This is a genomic window from Corynebacterium sp., assembly GCF_030152825.1.
Taxonomy (GTDB): domain Bacteria; phylum Actinomycetota; class Actinomycetes; order Mycobacteriales; family Mycobacteriaceae; genus Corynebacterium.
Genome location: NZ_JASLIP010000008.1, coordinates 36,910 through 53,811, shown reverse-complemented (window position 1 = coordinate 53,811; position 16,902 = coordinate 36,910). Strand labels below are relative to the sequence as shown.

At 64.1% G+C, this 16,902-nt stretch carries 11 protein-coding genes; 2 read left to right on the top strand and 9 right to left on the bottom strand.

The features are described 5' to 3' along the window. Positions 1–72: 72 nt before the first annotated feature. From betT (Q1V78_RS01655) to betT (Q1V78_RS01645), 3 genes are all read right to left on the bottom strand, one after another. A complete protein-coding gene (gene betT, locus Q1V78_RS01655) occupies positions 73–2,259 on the bottom strand; it encodes a choline BCCT transporter BetT (RefSeq protein WP_300610926.1) in 2,187 nt (728 codons plus the stop codon). Positions 2,260–2,372: 113 nt separating this feature from the next. After that, the gene (locus Q1V78_RS01650; protein ID WP_300610924.1) at positions 2,373–3,947 is read right to left on the bottom strand and encodes an aldehyde dehydrogenase family protein; all 1,575 of its coding nucleotides are present in this window, start codon (positions 3,945–3,947) and stop codon (positions 2,373–2,375) included. Between the two features lie 38 nt (positions 3,948–3,985). Beyond that, complete coding sequence (gene betT, locus Q1V78_RS01645) at positions 3,986–6,286, bottom strand: choline BCCT transporter BetT (RefSeq protein WP_300610922.1); 2,301 nt, start codon at positions 6,284–6,286, stop codon at positions 3,986–3,988. 401 nt (positions 6,287–6,687) lie between these two features. Here betT (Q1V78_RS01645) and betA point away from each other — a divergent pair, with 401 nt between their 5' ends. After that, complete coding sequence (gene betA / locus Q1V78_RS01640) at positions 6,688–8,496, top strand: choline dehydrogenase (protein ID WP_284757677.1); 1,809 nt, start codon at positions 6,688–6,690, stop codon at positions 8,494–8,496. Between the two features lie 56 nt (positions 8,497–8,552). Here the strand turns inward: betA and trmD are convergent, their stop codons facing one another. The 5 genes from trmD to Q1V78_RS01615 form a co-directional block, all read right to left on the bottom strand. Continuing rightward, the gene (gene trmD / locus Q1V78_RS01635; RefSeq protein ID WP_300610917.1) at positions 8,553–9,434 is read right to left on the bottom strand and encodes a tRNA (guanosine(37)-N1)-methyltransferase TrmD; all 882 of its coding nucleotides are present in this window, start codon (positions 9,432–9,434) and stop codon (positions 8,553–8,555) included. Further along, positions 9,431–10,015, bottom strand: coding sequence for a ribosome maturation factor RimM (gene rimM / locus Q1V78_RS01630; RefSeq protein ID WP_300610915.1), 585 nt, complete (start codon positions 10,013–10,015; stop codon positions 9,431–9,433). The genes trmD and rimM overlap by 4 nt, the downstream gene beginning before the upstream one ends. A gap of 8 nt (positions 10,016–10,023) precedes the next feature. Beyond that, entirely contained in the window at positions 10,024–11,367 is a 1,344-nt protein-coding gene (gdhA, locus tag Q1V78_RS01625) for an NADP-specific glutamate dehydrogenase (protein WP_300610913.1), read from the bottom strand. Between the two features lie 349 nt (positions 11,368–11,716). Then, complete coding sequence (gene rpsP / locus Q1V78_RS01620) at positions 11,717–12,202, bottom strand: 30S ribosomal protein S16 (protein ID WP_300610911.1); 486 nt, start codon at positions 12,200–12,202, stop codon at positions 11,717–11,719. Positions 12,203–12,443: 241 nt separating this feature from the next. Then, positions 12,444–13,580 (bottom strand): hypothetical protein, encoded by a 1,137-nt coding sequence (locus Q1V78_RS01615; RefSeq protein ID WP_300610909.1) that lies wholly within the window; start codon positions 13,578–13,580, stop codon positions 12,444–12,446. 31 nt (positions 13,581–13,611) lie between these two features. Here Q1V78_RS01615 and Q1V78_RS01610 point away from each other — a divergent pair, with 31 nt between their 5' ends. Next, a complete protein-coding gene (locus Q1V78_RS01610; RefSeq protein ID WP_300610907.1) occupies positions 13,612–15,204 on the top strand; it encodes a protein adenylyltransferase SelO family protein in 1,593 nt (530 codons plus the stop codon). 64 nt (positions 15,205–15,268) lie between these two features. Here the strand turns inward: Q1V78_RS01610 and ffh are convergent, their stop codons facing one another. Further along, entirely contained in the window at positions 15,269–16,846 is a 1,578-nt protein-coding gene (gene ffh, locus Q1V78_RS01605) for a signal recognition particle protein (RefSeq protein WP_300610905.1), read from the bottom strand. Between the last annotated feature and the right edge of the window lie 56 nt (positions 16,847–16,902).

Genomic DNA, 16,902 nt, shown 5'->3' with positions numbered 1-16,902 from the left:
TTGTAGGTGCCGGGCTGTACCGGCTTGCACCAGGATCACCCGGATCGAGCCGGGACTGGTGCGAGGCGCTTTTTAGTCGGCGTGGTTCTCGCCGAAGTCCTCCTGCCACTCCGGGATCTCAGTGTTGTAGGCCGAGAGGTCGGTCTCGCCTGGCTGGTTCCGCTGCATGTGCAGGTACTCCATGTGGCGTTCGAACAGGTCCAGCACGTTCGCGATGATCTGCTCGCGGGTGTAGCCGAAGACGTCATAGCCCAGGGAGCCGTTGATCCCGAAAACCTCGACGCGGTAGTAATTCGCGCCGTGGCTGCCGCGCCGGGCGAACTTCGGCAGGCGCTCCTCGATTGGGTAGAGCTGGTAGCGGAAGTCCGGGTCGCCCTTGAAGGTGACGAACAGGTCGAGCTGGTTGATGCCGGTGTGCTCGTCGGCCACCGTGGTCAGCGTTGCCTCGTGGCCATTGTTCATCAGCTCCTCGGTGACGTCCTTCAGAGCCGGCTTGGCGACCTCCATGATGAAGGACTGCGACTGCTCAGCGGTCGGCCAAGTACCGACGCGTTCCACGCGGGTACGCCAATCGCCATGCTGGCTATCCGTGCGCCCGGAGATCGCGCCGTGGAGGGCGACTGCACGGGAGTCCATCTGCAGGACCTCTTGTCTGACTGAGAGCACCAACCCAGCCATGATGAGGAAGACCACGATCATGAACGGCAAGCCCATGATCAGGGTTGCCATCTGCAGGGTGCCGATGCCGTCGACCTGCAGCATCGCGACAGTCAGCACAGCAACGGCAACAGACCACAGCACACGGAGCCACACCGCGCCGTCGGCCGCCGGGTCGGTGGATCGGGAGGAGAATTTCGCCATAACCAGCGCACCGGAGTCCGCGGAAGTAACGAAGAACAGCAGGCCGACAATCATCGCCAGCACCAGCGCCAGCGTCGGCCACGGCAGGCCTTGCAGCACCATGTAGAAGCCACGCTCAGGCGAGTTGACGGTCTGTTCCAGCAGGTCGCGGTCGCCGTTGTTGACGACGCGGTCGAGGGCCATATTGCCCAGGAAGGACGCCCACAGCGCCAGGAACAGGAATGGGACCAGCAGGGTGCCGACGATGAACTGGCGGAAGGTGCGGCCGCGGGAAATGCGGGCCAGGAACAGGCCAACGAACGGAGCCCAGGCAACCCACCAGGCCCAGAAGAACAGGGTCCAGTTGGCCATCCACTCCTGGGTGGAGGCCGGGGTGGTCGTGTAGGAGAAGGTCTCGAAGGTCCAGCGCGGCAGGGTGGTCAGGTAGTCACCCATGTTCTTCACGAGGGAGTCGAAGAGCCAGCCGGTGCGGCCACCAGCGACGACGATGACGAGCAGCGCGACGGCGAGGTAGACGTTCCACTCCGAGAGGCGCTTAATGCCCTTATCCACGCCCGACACGGCGGAAAGGGTGGCCGCGGCGACGGCCAGCACCACCAGCGCGATTTGCATGGCCTTGCCCTCGGGCAGGTCGAAGACGAGGTTCAGGCCGAAGTTCAGCTGCACCACGCCGATACCCAGCGAGGCGGCGACGCCGAAGACGGTGCCCAGCAGGGCGGCGATATCGACCGCATCGCCGATGGGCCCGTGGATTCGCTTCCCGATCAGCGGGTACAGGGCGCTGCGGATCGCCAGCGGCATGTTGAGGCGGTAGGCGTAGTAGCCGAAGGCCAGTCCCATCAGGGCGTAGAGCCCCCAGCCGGAGATGCCGTAGTGGAATAGGGTCCACAGCACGGCCTCCTTCATGGCCTCCTCGGTCTCGCCCGGGCCGACCGGCGGGTTGGCGTACTGGGCCAGCGGCTCGGCGACGGAGTAGAACAGGATTCCGATGCCGATACCCGCGGCAAAGAGCATCGCGGACCAGGAGAAGAGGGAGTATTGCGGGCGCGAGTGATCGGGCCCCAGACGGATGTTGCCGGCCTTGGAGGCGGCAAGCCAGATCATGAAGATCAGGGTGATCGCCACGACGGCGACGTACAACCACCCGAGGTTTCCGGTCAGCCAGCTGGCCGTGCCGCCGACGATCTTGTCGAAGCTCTCGGCCCCGGCGGCCGCCCAGATTGCGACGGCGACCGTGACCACCAGGGTGATGATGATGACGGGCCAGTTGGCCTGGTCATCTTTCTTCATTTTTGCCGCGGCAGGGGTGGGCTTACCCAGCAAAGTTCGGATACGCGAGGCACCCGTTTGCTTGGCTGAAGACTCGCTCCCCGCCGCTGTGCGTGCAGAATCTGCCATTCCTGACTCCTTGGAGAAATCCTTAGGTCCGCGCAAATGTGCGCTATACCACTCCTCCACCGTAGTGGAGTCTCAGGTTTTCCGCAGGAGTCTTTGAGGTTCTGAGCAGAGCCTTAGCCCTGGAACCAGCCGGTCACCGCAGGCGCGATGTTGTGGTAAACGTGCTTCTGCTCCTGGTACTCAGCAAGGCCGGTCGGTCCCAGCTCGCGGCCATTACCCGACTGCTTCATGCCGCCCCACTCTGCCTGCGGCAGGTATGGGTGGAAGTCGTTGATCCAGATTGTGCCGTGGCGCAGGCGCGCGGTGACTCGCTCTGCCTTACCGGCGTCGCTGGTCCACACGGCGCCGGCGAGGCCATACTCCGTGTCATTGGCGATCTCGACCGCTTCATCCTCGGTGCGGAAGGTTTCCACCGTGACGACCGGACCGAAGGCCTCGTCGTACACGCAGTCCATCTCCCGGGTGGCGCCGTCGATGACGGTCGGCAGGTAGAAGTAGCCCTTCGACAGGTCGGTGTTACCGGTGCCGTGCGGTCCGTCGTTATCCGCCTCATCGGCGATCTTGCCGCCGGTGCGGATATCCGCGCCCTGCTCACGGGCGCGATCGACGTAGGCTGCCACCTTGTCGCGGTGCTCGGCAGAGATGAGGGCGCCGGTCTCAGCGGCCTCGTCGAGTGGCCCGCCCAGCTTGATGGCCTCCGTACGGCGCACGAGCTCGTCGACGAACTTCTCGTGGATAGATTCCTCGACGATGATGCGGGCGCCCGCGGAGCAGACCTGCCCGGAGTGGACGAAGCCACCGTTAAGGGCGTTGTCCACCGCGGCGTCGAAGTCTGCGTCGGCGAAGATGACGTTCGGGTTCTTGCCGCCCAGCTCGAGGGCCACACGCTTGACGGTCTCCGCCGCCTGCTTGGCGACGAGCTTTCCGGTCACGAGGCCACCGGTGAAGGAGACCATGTCCACGTCCGGGTGGGTGGACAGCGGGTTGCCGGCAGTAGCACCAGCGCCGGTGATGAGGTTCGCCACGCCGGCCGGCACGCCAGCCTCGGTCAGCACGGTCATGAGCATCATCGCGGTGTGCGGAGTGAGCTCTGCCTGCTTGAGGACGAAGGTGTTGCCCGCGGCGAGCGCCGGGGCGACCTTCCAGGCCACCTGCAGCAGCGGGTAGTTCCACGGGGTGATCAGGCCACACACACCGACAGGCTCGGCGTCGATGCGCGAGCGGACGCCCGGATCACCGGCGTCGACCACGCGTCCGGCGGCGTGGCCGGCGAGGGTGCCGAAGTAGTCGAAGGAGGCCGCGATGTCGTCCATATCGGCCTCGGCCTCGGGGAGGCGCTTACCGGTGTCGGCGGCCTCAGCGCGGGCGAACTCGTCCTTATTCTCGCGGATCAAGCCAGCGACCTTGACCAGGATCTTGCCCCGCTCCACGGCTGGAACGGCGCGCCACTCACCGGCGTCGAAGGTGCGGCGGGCGACCTCGATCGCGCGGACCGTGTCCTTCTCGCTCGCCTCGGAGACGATACCGACCTCCGAGCCGTCCGCCGGGTTGATAATGGTGCGGGTCTCGCCGTCGGCGGCAGACTGCCACTGGCCATCGATGAACAGCGACGCCACAGCATCGTCGTTGTTGTGGACGCCCTTCAGCAGGGGCGAGGCGGCTGGGTCGAACAGCTTCTCAGTGCTCATGACGTTTCCTTTCTTGGATCACGTGGGTGGTGATCGACTTATTTCTCTTCTGCTTCTACTGCCAGGCCCGGGTCGTCAGTCCATGCTCGCACAGGCTCAGCGCCGTCGGAGTGGTCAGAGGTACCCGGCAGGTTGCGCTGGATGTGGATGAATTCCAGGTGACGCTCGTACAGATCCATGATGTTGTCCTTGATCTGTTCCTGCGTATAGCCGTAGACATCGAATCCCATGGATCCCATCAGGTCGAAGACTTCGAGGCGGTAGTAGACATTGCCGTCGCTGGTGGAGCGGGTGAACGTCGGGACCGGAAGCTCGACTGGGTAGATCTGGTAGCGGAAGCTCTGCTCTTCGTCGAAGGTGACGGTGAGATCCAGCTGCTTGACGTCGATACCCGGCACCTTCGCAGAGACGAGGGTGGCGTTGAGACCGCGACTGTTGAATTGCTCGGCGACTTCCTGCAGAGCAGGGCGTGCGGTCTCGGACATGAATTTCTGGGCGTCCTTCGCCGCCGGCCACGTGGACGCGCGGGAGAGGCGACGCAGCCAGTTGCCCTTCTCCTTCTCCCCGGAGCTGCGGCCGGACATGGCTGCGTGAATGGACACGCTCCGGGCCTCGTTGTGGATCGTTTCCAGCTTCAGGGAGCGGATGAGGCCCAGCATGATGAAGTACATGACGATGGCGAAGGGCAGACCCATGACCACCGTGGCATTCTGGACGGTCTCCACGCCATTGATCTGCAAGAGAACGATGGTCAGAACGCCGACCAGCACGGCCCAGAAGATGCGGGACCAAATGGGTCCGTCCTGGCGGGAGTCGGTCACCTTGGAAGTGAAGTTGGACATCACGAGCGCACCGGAGTCCGCCGAGGTGATGTACAGCAGCAGACCAACCATCGTGGACAGGCCAATCAGGAAGGTCCCCCCCGGGGAGGATGCCAGCAGGTCGTAGAAGCCGCGCTGTGGCTCGGCGACTGCTGCCTCACCAAAGGCGGAGTCGCCACCGATGACGCGGCTGAGTGCGGTGTTTCCGAAGAAGCTCATCCAGCCAAGGATGAACAGGAACGGCACGGTCAGGACACCGAACACGAACTGACGCAGGGTGCGGCCGCGGGAAATGCGAGCCAGGAACAGGCCGACGAACGGCGCCCAGGCCACCCACCATGCCCAGAAGAACAGGGTCCAGGCGCCCAGCCATTCCTTGGTCTCCTCAGGAGTTTCACTGAAGGCGTAGGTGTCCATGGACATGCTCGGCAGCTGAGTGACGTAGTCGCCGACGTTCATGATGAGCGCGTCGAAGAGGAAGGAAGTCTGCCCGGAGATCACGATGTAGGCAGCCAGCGCGATGGCGAGGATGACGTTGAACTCGGAGAGGCGCTTGATGCCCTTATCCACGCCGGAGACAGCTGACAGTGTGGCCACTCCGACGGCGGCGATAACAAGAGCCATCTGCACGGTCGGGCCTTCCTCCCAGCCGAAGAGCAGCTTGAGGCCGTAATTCAGCTGAACCACGCCGATGCCCAGGGAGGTCGCGATGCCGAAGACGGTGCCTAGCATCGCGGCGATATCCACCGCATTGCCGACGGGGCCGTGGATGCGCTTACCGATCAGCGGGTAGAGAGCGCTGCGGATCGCCAGCGGCATGTTGAGGCGGTAGGCGTAGTAGCCGAAGGCCATGCCCATCAGGGCATACATGGCCCAGCCGGTCACGCCGTAGTGGAAGAGCGCGTAGACGACGGCGTTCTCCGCAGCCTCGCGCGTCTCCCCTGCCCCAACTGGTGGGGCGTAGTACTGCGTCACCGGCTCGGCAACAGCGAAGAACATGAGGTCCACGCCAATGCCGGCGGCGAAGAGCATCGCGGACCAGGAGAACAAACGATATTCGGGACGGGCGTGGTCCGGGCCGAGGCGGATCGCCCCTGCCCGCGAGAGCGCGACACCCAGCACGAAGACGACGCAGATCGTGGCTGTGAGGATGTAGAACCAGCCGAGGTTATTGGCGATCCACCCAGTGGTGGAGCCCAGGGTGTCGTATGCGTTATCGGGCGCGATGGTCGCCCAGGCCACGATGATCGCGATCCCCAACGCCGAGAGAAGGAACACCGGCCAGTTGGCCTTCGGTTCCACGATTTCGCCTGGGGTGTACGGCTCGGATTCCCGCTCGTCGCCGTGGCCTACGACAACCTCGGGAACGATCTGCGGTTCAGCGGTCGCACCGGTGCCCTTTTCGGTCGTGTCGACGGCACCAGGGGTGCTCGACGCGCCTGCCGACGCCTCGTTCCCTTTCGCTAAATCTGTGTTCTTTATCTCATTTCCGGTATCTTTTGGCGGACCATCACTCACGGCGTTTCGACCCTCCTACGTTAATTCTGCAATAGCTTTGGCTGCTTTTTATAAAGCGAGCCAACTACTCATGCATAGCAAACCTTTTGCCATTCCCGCACCTGAGCCTGGCAATTCCCTGAAAGCCTCAGCCACATCACGGTGCGCTCTAACTGCATATTTCAGTCATCTCACAGACTTTTAGACACAGCAGCTAAATCTGTGATTTATGCCATGTTCCCCTTGGGATAGCGATTTCCCGGGTGGCATTGGCCTTTAATCCGCTGGCATACTGGATCGTGCTCAATGTTTTTTAGTTGCATTTTCGGGGTCAAATCAATGTCCGGGAGGCTCGTTTCCCCCTTGGGGCGCAGCCCGCAACGACACCCCGGTTATGCCTTAGGAAAGGTGAGGTTTCTCTCTTGTCGCTCTGGAATAAAATTCGGGCACCCTTCGCGAAAAACGACACCGCAGGCGAGGTCATCGAGGACTCGCACCGCGACGTCGTCATCGTCGGTGGTGGCTCGGCGGGTTCCGTCCTGGCCAACCGCCTGACCGAGGACAAGGACACGAAGGTCATGGTGCTGGAGGCCGGCCGCATGGACTCCTTCTGGGACCTGTTCATCCACATGCCTGCCGCCTTCGCCTTCCCCATCGGCAATAAGTTCTACGACTGGGCCTACGAGTCCGAGCCAGAGCCGGAGATGAACGGCCGCCGCATCTACCACGCCCGTGGCAAGGTGCTGGGCGGTTCCGGCTCTGTCAACGGCATGATCTACCAGCGCGGTAACCCGATGGACTACGAGAAGTGGGGCAAGCTGCCAGGCATGGAGAACTGGGACTACGCCCACGTCCTCCCCTACTTCAACAAGCTGGAGACCGCGCTGGCGGCCGACCCGAACGACCCACGCCGTGGCCACGACGGCCCGCTGAAGCTGACCCGCGGCCCGGCCACCAGCCCGTTGTTCCAGGCCTTCTTCCGCTCCGTGCAGGAGGCAGGCTACAACCTGACCAACGACGTCAACGGTTACCGCCAGGAGGGCTTCGCTCCCTTCGACCGCACCATCTTCCACGGTAAGCGCCACTCTGCAGCTCGCGCGTACCTGCACCCGATCATGAACCGGAAGAACCTGGACATCCGCACCCGGGCGTTCACGACCAAGGTTCTCTTCGAGGATGCGCCGGCCGACGGCTCCGCACCGAAGGCCATCGGCGCGGAGTACACCTGGAAGGGCAAGACCCGTCGCGTGTACGCGGACAAGGTGATCCTGTGTGGCGGTGCCTTCAACACCCCGCAGCTGCTGCAGCTCTCCGGAATCGGCGATAAGGAGCACCTGAGCTCCCTGGGCATTGACGTGCGCAAGCACCTGCCGGGCGTGGGCCAGAATCTGCAGGACCACCTGGAGGTTTATGTCCAGTACAACTGCACCCAGCCGGTCAGCTCCCAGCCGTACTACAAGATGTGGATGCGCCCGATCATCGGTCTGCAGTGGCTGCTGACCCGCCGTGGCCCGGTTGCTAGCTCCCACTTCGAGGCCGGCGGCTTCGCTCGCTCCAATGAGAACGAGGACTACCCGAACCTCATGTTCCACTTCCTCCCGATGGCCATCCGCTACGACGGTAGCCAGCCGGAGGGCGAGCATGGCTTTCAGTTCCACGTCGGCCCGATGTACTCCGATACCTCCGGCCACGTGAAGATCAAGAGCACCGACCCGCACGAGAAGCCGGAGATCCTCTTCAACTACCTGAAGACCGAGCAGGATCGCCGCGAGTGGGTCGAGGCCATCAAGGTGTCCCGCGAGCTGCTGGATACCGACGCGATGCGCGAGTTCACCGACGGCGAGATCTCCCCGGGTGCTGCTGTGCAGACCGACGAGGAGATCCTGGAGTGGGTCCGCAACGACGCTGAGACCGCGCTGCACCCGTCCTGCACCGCCAAGATGGGCTCCGCGGACGATGAGATGGCCGTCGTGGACCCGGAGAGCATGCAGGTCCACGGCGTGGAGGGCCTGTACGTCGTCGACGCTTCGGCCATGCCGATCGTCACCAACGGCAACATCTACTCCCCGGTCCTGATGCTGGCCGAGAAGGCTGCGGACCTGATCCGTGGTCGTAAGCCGGAGGCACCGATCAACGTTCCGTTCTACCAGGCGAAGAAGGACATGCCGCTCTACGCTGAGGGTGAGCAGGTCCGTGATCACACCAAGGCCATCGACGGCGCGGACTGGTAAATACCACCACCGGGCGCGGCCAACCGCCCGCCCGGTGCCCCGCGGTGAACAGCCGCTTAGGCTTCGCGGTGAGCGTCGAGCACTTGCTCGTCCGCCGCGCTCAGCCCACCCGCCGCTCGGAGCTTCTCAATGAGCTCCGGGCGGCGTTGTTGTGTCCGCCGCAAGGCCTGCTCGCGGCGCCAGCGGTCGACGAGGCCGTGGTTGCCGCTGAAGAGGACCTCCGGGACGTCCAGCCCCCGCCACTGCCGCGGCTTCGTGTAGCTGGGGCCTTCGAGCAGCCCGTCCTGGAAGCTGTCCTCCTCATGGCTAGCCTGATTGCCCAGAACCCCGGGGATCAACCGGACGACGGCCTCTGCCATGACGAGGACGGCGACCTCGCCGCCGATGAGCACATAGTCGCCGATGCTGACCTCCTCGACGCGGTAGTTGCGGGCGGCGTCGTCGACAACTCGCTGGTCGATGCCCTCATAGCGGCCACAGGCGAAGACGAGGTGCTCCTCCTTGGACCACCGGGCCGCCATCTCCTGAGTGAAGGGTTTGCCCGCGGGCGTGGGGACGACGACCACGGGGCCACGCGGTGCGGTGGTACCGTCTCCGTCGCCGTCGTTCGCTCCTTCTCCCCCGCCTGCCGAATCAGGGTCATCGAGGGGTGCGAGCTTCTTGTGGGCCAGGGAGGTCTCGAGGTCGCGTGCGGTGGCTGCGGGACCGGTGCCCGCGATGACGTCGTCCAGGGCGGGTCCCCATACGCTGGGCTTCATCACCATGCCAGGCCCGCCGCCATAGGGGGTGTCGTCGACGGACTTGTGGCGATCGGTGGCCCACTGCCGCAGGTCGTGAACACCAACCTGGAGGCGCCCGGATTCGATGGCCTTACCCAGCAGCGCGTGGCGCAGCGGGTCGAGGTACTCGGGGAAGATCGTCAGGACGTCGAGTCTCATGCCAGCTCCAGCAGCCCTTCCGGTGGGGTAACGACGAGAGCCTCGTTGTCGAGATCCACGATGGGCACGATCGCCAGCTTGAAGGGAATGAGGATCGTGGAGCCCGCGGTGGGCAGGTCCGCATCTTCGTCGACGGCGACCTCGAGGGTCGCTCCGGCCGGGCCGTGGCTGACCCCGGTGACCTCGCCGATGTCCACGGGCTCGGGCTGCTCCCCCTCGTAGGAACGGCGGTGAGCCGTATCGGCGTCCACGGCCCCGACGTTGAGTACCCGCAGACCGATGAGCTCGTGGTCGTAGTAGCCGTCGTCAGAATCATCCTGCAGCGGCGCGGCCATAAACCGCGCCCCGCGCAGGGACTCGGCCTCGTCGCGGTCCCGAACCTCATCGAAAGTGAGGAGAAGACGGTTCTGGTGGCGACGCAGGCCGGCGACCGTGAGCTGGCGTTCTTTACCCGTTTGAACTGCGCGAAGCGCCTCGCCGATGGCGAAGCGCTCCGTCACGTGGTCGGTCGACGGATCCACCACGACCTCCCCCTTCACGCCGTGGGGCTTGATGACTCGACCAATCTGCAAATCTGGCATGCAGGCTATTAAATCACTCCCTGCGCCAGCATTGCATCTGCCACCTTGCGGAAGCCCGCAATGTTCGCTCCGATGACGTAATCGCCCTCCTTGTCGAACTCGGCAGCAGCACGCTGAGCGGTGCGGAAGATGCGGTGCATGATGTCGCGGAGGCGCTTGTCCGTGTACTCGAAGGACCAGGAGTCACGGGAGGCGTTCTGCTGCATCTCCAGGGCGGAGGTCGCCACACCACCGGCATTGGCGGCCTTGCCCGGGCCGAAGTGGATGCCGCGCTTGCGGAAGACGGTGATTGCCTCCGGGGTACTCGGCATGTTCGCGCCCTCTGCAACGTAGCGGCAACCGTTATCGGCCAGGATGACTGCAGAGTCGCCGTCGAGCTCGTTCTGGGTGGCACAAGGCAGAGCGACGTCGGCCTCGACCTCCCAGATGTTGCCCTTCTCGTGAAAGGTCACGCCGTCGATGCGCTTGGCGTAGTCGGACACGCGGCCGCGCTCGACCTCCTTGATCTGGTGCAGCAGCTCGAGGTCCACGCCGTCCGGGGTGGAGACGTAGCCGGAGGAGTCGGAGAACGCCACGACGGTAGCGCCGAGCTCCTGGGCCTTCTCCATCGCGTAGATCGCGACGTTGCCGGAGCCGGAGACGATGACGCGGGCGCCGTTGAGGCGTTCCTTCTCGGCCATCATCATTTCCTGCACGAAGTAGACCGCACCGTAGCCAGTCGCCTCCGTGCGGACCAGGGAACCACCCCAGTTCAGGCCCTTGCCGGTCAGCACGCCGGACTCGTGGCGGTTATTCATGCGGCGGAACTGGCCGAAGAGGTAACCGATCTCACGGCCACCGACGCCGATGTCGCCGGCTGGGACGTCCGTGTCCTTACCGATGTGGCGGTGCAGCTCGGTCATGAAGGACTGGCAGAAGCGCATGATCTCGTGATCGGAGCGCCCCTTCGGATCGAAGTCGGAGCCGCCCTTGCCGCCACCGATTGGCAGGCCGGTTAGGGAGTTCTTAAAGATCTGCTCGAAACCGAGGAACTTGATGATGCCCAGGTTCACGGAAGGGTGGAAACGCAGACCGCCCTTGTAAGGGCCCAGCACCGAGTTGAACTGCACGCGGAAGCCGCGGTTGACCTGCACCTTGCCGTTGTCGTCGATCCAGGGCACGCGGAAGATGATCTGGCGCTCTGGCTCGCACATGCGCTCGATGAGCCCATCCTGCGCGTAGTGCTCGTCCTTTTGCAGAACACACTTCAGCGACTGCAGAACTTCTGCGACGGCCTGATGGAACTCCGGTTCGCCTGCATTTCGCTTCAGGATCTGTTCGTAGTACTGATTGACGGTCTTATCAACGTCCACCGGTTTCTCCTCTACGGATGCTAAATCTCACGTGATGTACATCATATTCCACTGCGTGGTCAGCCCGAGCACTGGGGCGGAGCTAAACAACGCTGGTCACGATGCACCCGATCCCACAAGAACTTGTTGAACAATAATTATTTAATTGCCCAAGGTTTTGTGAGATCTTGATTACACCACTCGGGACGCCTTTTTCGTCAATCGGAACGCGGAACCACCCCGCTGGGGGCACCCCTCACCTCGGGTGCCCCCGCCGGCCAACGATCAGATAAAGAACAACGGGGAGCCACCACGCTTGTGCGCAGCGACTCCCCGTTATCTGGATAATCACACCCAAATGGGGTAGTGTTTACTCGGCGGAAGCCTCCTCGGACTCCTCTGCAGCCTCAGCCTCTGCCTTCTCGGCGGCCTCTGCCTCAGCAGCGGCCTTAGCCTCGGCCTCTTCCTTCGCCTTGCGACGCTTCTCGGTGATTGCCTCAGCGGTCGGGCCCTCGGCAGCCTCAGCCAGCGCCTCGTTGAAGATGTCTAGCTTGGACTTCTTTTCCGGCTGCGGCTTCACGGTGTTCTCGCCACCCTCGAGGCCCTTAGCCTTCTGCCAGTCACCGGTCAGCTTCAGCAGTGCCAGTGCGGTGTCGGTCGGCTGAGCGCCAACGCCGATCCAGTACTGAGCACGCTCGGAGTTGATGTCGATGACGGAAGGCTGGTTTGCCGGCTGGTAGATACCCAGGTTCTCGATGACGGCACCGCCGCGGCGGGCACGAGCGTCCTGGACGACCACGCGGTACTGCGGGGTGCGGATCTTACCAACGCGCTGAAGCTTGATCTTGACAGCCATGATGTGGCTCCTTTTCTGGTCACTGGGCAGTTCTTGTCGCTTCCCCTTGATTGGGAAACCGGTTCAACCCTTGATGTTTATCCTGCGGGTGACTACCGGCCGGCCGTGGTCGGGATCGGTATACCGCAGAGCGTTCGCATGGCATGACCACGGCACAACCGCCGTAGCCATAACCTTAACCAGCATAGCCATCAGCGCCGGGAAACCCAAACCCAGCACTGCTATCACTTAAGCTGCAGCGCTACTGCGCATCATCGAGGGGTTCCCCCTCCCGGCCGACGCGCCACAGGTCCACCAGACGCAGACGGCGGTCAGATTCCTCGGCGATCCGCTTATAGCGGCGCACCCAGGCAAAGGTCATCACCGCGATAAGCAGCAGACCCATGTACCCCAGCAGCGGGTAAATCCAGCCGATCAGGTTCTTAAACCCCGCGAAGGAGAGCACGAACCCCACCGCCACGGTTCCCACGTAATAGCGATAGAAATACTCCGGCTTCGAAGCGCTCAACCTGCGGGCCAACGCATAAAACATTCCCAGCGCCGTATTGAAAATCATCGCGTAGATGACGACCGCCATGATGTGCCCCAGGACCGGGTGGATATGCACGATGAGGCTCAGCATCGGCAGGTCGTCGTGCCCCACCTCGCGGACCGCGAGGAACAGCGTGATGGTGCTGATCGCCATCATCAGCGAAAGGATCACCCCGCCCAAGAAGCCACCTCGGCCCGCGAGCCTTGGATTGAACATCTGCCCGCCGATCACGACCGCCATGGACACCGCGACCATCAGGTTGAAGCCCACGTAGTTCACCGCAGCGATAGACCAGTGCGGCAGCGGCGAGCCGATAGCCAGCGCCTCAGCGTCCAGCTCCGCGAGCGGCGGATGGTCGACGAAGAAGATGACGTAAAGGCTGGCCAGGCCGATGAAACCGAAGATGAAGGGAGTTGCAGCCCCGATCATTGTGGTCACCCGGTCGACGTCCAACCGGCCTGCGCCGAGGATCAGCAGCACCATGAGGACCCCGCCGATCCAGGTTTGCAGGCCCCACTGCTGGTTCAGGTTGGACCCGGCCCCGGCGAACATGATGAAGCCGGTGGCAAACAGGGTCAGGCTCACGCCGATGTCGAGCACCCTCGCGAGCACCGGGTGGGAGACGCGGTCGAAGACCTCCCCGTGCTCCTTGGCCTGGAAGTAGGAGGCCAGCTGCAGGATGATCAGCGCCATCGAGCAGACCACCAGGGCGGATAGCCCCACGCCCCACAGGCCGTCGAGACCGAAGCCCACGAAGTACTGCATGACCTCCTGACCAGAGGCGAAGCCGGCGCCCACGATCACACCGACGAAGGCGAAGGCGATCTTTAACGTTTCACGAATCACCCGGACATCATAAGCCGATACCGTGGACACTATGTGTTTCCGAAACTCCAGCCAGTCCGAGGTGTTCGGCTCGCAGCCTCCCCAAAAGGACGCCGCGGGGGCGCCGACGCTCGAATACAACTTCGCCCGCCAGCTTCCGGAGCTCACGGCCGCATACGAGCCTGACGCGCCACTGCCTGGGGCACGGCTTTTGGTGCTGAATGAGCCCCTGGCAGCCGAGCTTGGGCTGGATGTGGACTGGCTTCGCTCCCCCGCTGGCGTGCGGTTTCTGCTCGGCCGCGGAACTGATTCCGACGCCCGCCCGGTCGCCCAGTTCTACGCCGGCCACCAGTTCGGCAGCTTCAATCCGCTGATGGGCGACGGTCGCGCCGTCCTGCTGGGCGAGCGTCGCACCCCCGACACCGACGAACTGCTGGACCTGCACGTCAAGGGGGCGGGCACCACCGCGTACTCGCGTCTCGGCTCCGACGGCAAGACCCCACTTACGGCAGCCTTGCGCGAGTTCCTACTCAGTGAGTTTATGCATGCCGCAGGTGTCCCTACCGCTCGCAGCCTGGCGGTGCTCAGCACCGGCGAGGAGGTGCGTCGGCACCGCACCGAGCCAGCAGCGGCCATCGTCCGGGTCGCCACCAGCCACCTACGGGTCGGGACCTTTCAGGCAGCGCGTATGCGGGACCCGGAGAGCGCCTCGGGTCTTATGGGTCGGGTGGCAGACATGGCCATTCAGCGCCACTTCCCTGCCCTCGCCGAGCTCACCGCCCCGGAGCGCTACCTGGAGCTGTACCGGCATGTCGCGACAGCACAGGCCCGGCTGATCGCGCAGTGGATGCGACTCGGATTCATCCACGGGGTGATGAATACAGATAACACCGCCATCGGCGGCTTCACGCTGGACTACGGCCCCGCGGCCTTCGTGGATCGCTTCGACCCGCAGGCAGTTTTCAGCTCGATCGACACCCACGGCCGCTACGCCTTCGGCAACCAGCCTGCGATCGGCGGCTGGAACCTGGCGCGCCTGGCCGAGGCGATGCTGCCGCTGCTCACCCCAACGCCGGGCGTGAACTCGGCCGAAGCGAATCGCAGCGCGGTAGCCACAGCGCAAGAGGTGCTGGATGAGTATTCGGCGACCTACCGGCTCGCGCTGGATGCGGAGTTCGCCGACGCGCTCGGCCTCGACGCGCAGCAGCCTTCCCACCAGCACGTGCTGAGCGAGTTCCAGGTGTTGGCCGAGGAGCATCAGCTCGATGTGGCGCAGGTCCTGCGCCAGCTCACCGACACCGATGCCAACCCGGCAGGGCTCGGCAGCCAAGCGTCGCACGACACGTGGTCAGCCAACGGCGCGCTGGGCGATAACAGCGCTGCACTGCGCGATCTCTCGCGCTGGTGCGAACAGTGGTCGGGTGCACAGCCCGATAGAGAGCTCATGGCCCGCACCAACCCGGTGTATTACCCCCGCAACGCCCACGTCGAGGAGGCGCTGGCAGCGGCCCTCGGCGGCGACCACGCCCCCTTCAAGCAGCTGTGGGACGCCCTGCGTGCCCCCTTCGCCCGCCGCGTGGGCCTGGAGCGCTGGGAGAAGCCCACCCCCTCCCCATCGGGTTTCCGAACCGTGTGCGGCACCTAGCCGCCAGGAGGAAACACTGGCGGCACGGCACAGCCGCGGAGCCGTGACACGGAGCGGGTGGAGGTTATTTCTTTCCTCCGCCGAACATCTTCTCCACATCGATGCCCTCCATGCCCGGTGGCAGCTGATCCTGCAACGCCTTGAGCTCCTTCATCGACGGCATGCCGCCACCCATGCCTGGCATTCCCGGCATGCCCTGACGGTTCATGCGCTTCGGGGAACGACGGTTCTTGTTGCGGCCCTTCTTCCCCTTGCCCTTGCGGTGGTTCTTCTGCTTCTTCGTCGCAGAACGCCCACCGGGCATGCCGAACTGGCCGGCCATACGGCCCATCATCTTCTTCGCCTCGAAGAAGCGCTCGACCAGCTGGTTGACCTCGGAGACCTGCACGCCGGAACCGGCCGCGATGCGCTTGCGGCGGGAAGCGTTCAGGATCTTCGGGTCATTGCGCTCCGCCGGGGTCATACCTCGGATGATGGCCTGGATACGGTCCAGCTGCTTCTCGTCGACCATGTCCGCGAGCTGGGACATCTGGGAGCCGCCAGGCAGCATCTTCAGGATATTGCCGAGCGGACCCATCTTGCGGATCATCATCATCTGCTCGAGGAAGTCCTCCAGCGTCAGCTCGCCGGACGCCATGCGCTCGGCGGAGCTCATGGCCTTCTCCTGGTCCACGACCTGCTCGGCCTGCTCGATCAGGGTGAGGACGTCACCCATGCCCAGGATGCGGGAGGCCATACGGTCCGGGTGGAAGACATCGAAGTCCTCGAGCTTCTCACCCGTGGAGGCGAACAGAATCGGCTTACCAGTGACCTCACGAATGGACAGGGCCGCACCACCACGGGCGTCGCCGTCCAGCTTGGTCAGGACCACGCCGGTGAAGTCGACGCCGTCGCGGAAGGCCTCGGCGGTCGTCACGGCGTCCTGACCGGTCATGGCATCGATGACGAAGAGCACCTCGTCGGGTTCGACGGCGTCGCGGATGTTACGCGCCTGCGTCATCAGCGTCTCGTCGATACCGAGGCGACCCGCCGTATCGATGATGACGATGTCGTGCTGGGTGCGGTAGGCCTCCTCAATACCCTTCTCGGCGACCTCGACCGGGTCACCCGTGGAGGTGCCCATCTCATGGTCGTGGGACTCCAGGCTGGTGCCCGGATCCGGGGCGAAAGTGGTCACACCGGCACGCTCACCAACGATCTGCAGCTGCTGCACCGCGCCCGGACGCTGGAGGTCACAGGCCACCAGCATCGGGGTGTGCCCCTGCTTGGAGAGGTAGCGGGCGAGCTTACCGGCCAGGGTGGTCTTACCTGCACCCTGCAAACCGGCGAGCATGATGACGGTCGGCGGATGCTTGGCCAGAGTCAGGCGGCGGGTCTCGCCACCAAGGATCTCCTTGAGCTCCTCGTCGACGATCTTGATGACCTGCTGGGCTGGGTTCAGGGCCTCGGAGACGATGACGCCGTTGGCGCGCTCCTTGATGCGCTTGATGAAGGCCCGCACGACCGGCAGGGAGACGTCCGCCTCGAGCAGTGCGAGGCGAATTTCGCGCGCGGTGGTGTTGATGTCCTGCTCAGTGAGGCGGCCCTTGCCACGCAGCCCCTTGAGGGCACCTGATAGCCGGTCTGAAAGTGACTCAAACACGTTCTCGTGTCTCCCTTAATACGATCGCTGAAAACGTCTCAACGCCCGGCCGGGGC

Bases quoted from the DNA above. Each gene is read 5' to 3' on its own strand.
- trmD (WP_300610917.1), bottom strand. From the start codon at position 9,434: ATGAGACTCGACGTCCTGACGATCTTCCCCGAGTACCTCGACCCGCTG.
- rpsP (WP_300610911.1), bottom strand. From the start codon at position 12,202: ATGGCTGTCAAGATCAAGCTTCAGCGCGTTGGTAAGATCCGCACCCCG.
- betT (WP_300610926.1), bottom strand. From the start codon at position 2,259: ATGGCAGATTCTGCACGCACAGCGGCGGGGAGCGAGTCTTCAGCCAAG.
- rimM (WP_300610915.1), bottom strand. From the start codon at position 10,015: ATGCCAGATTTGCAGATTGGTCGAGTCATCAAGCCCCACGGCGTGAAG.
- Q1V78_RS01650 (WP_300610924.1), bottom strand. From the start codon at position 3,947: ATGAGCACTGAGAAGCTGTTCGACCCAGCCGCCTCGCCCCTGCTGAAG.
- Q1V78_RS01610 (WP_300610907.1), top strand. From the start codon at position 13,612: ATGTGTTTCCGAAACTCCAGCCAGTCCGAGGTGTTCGGCTCGCAGCCT.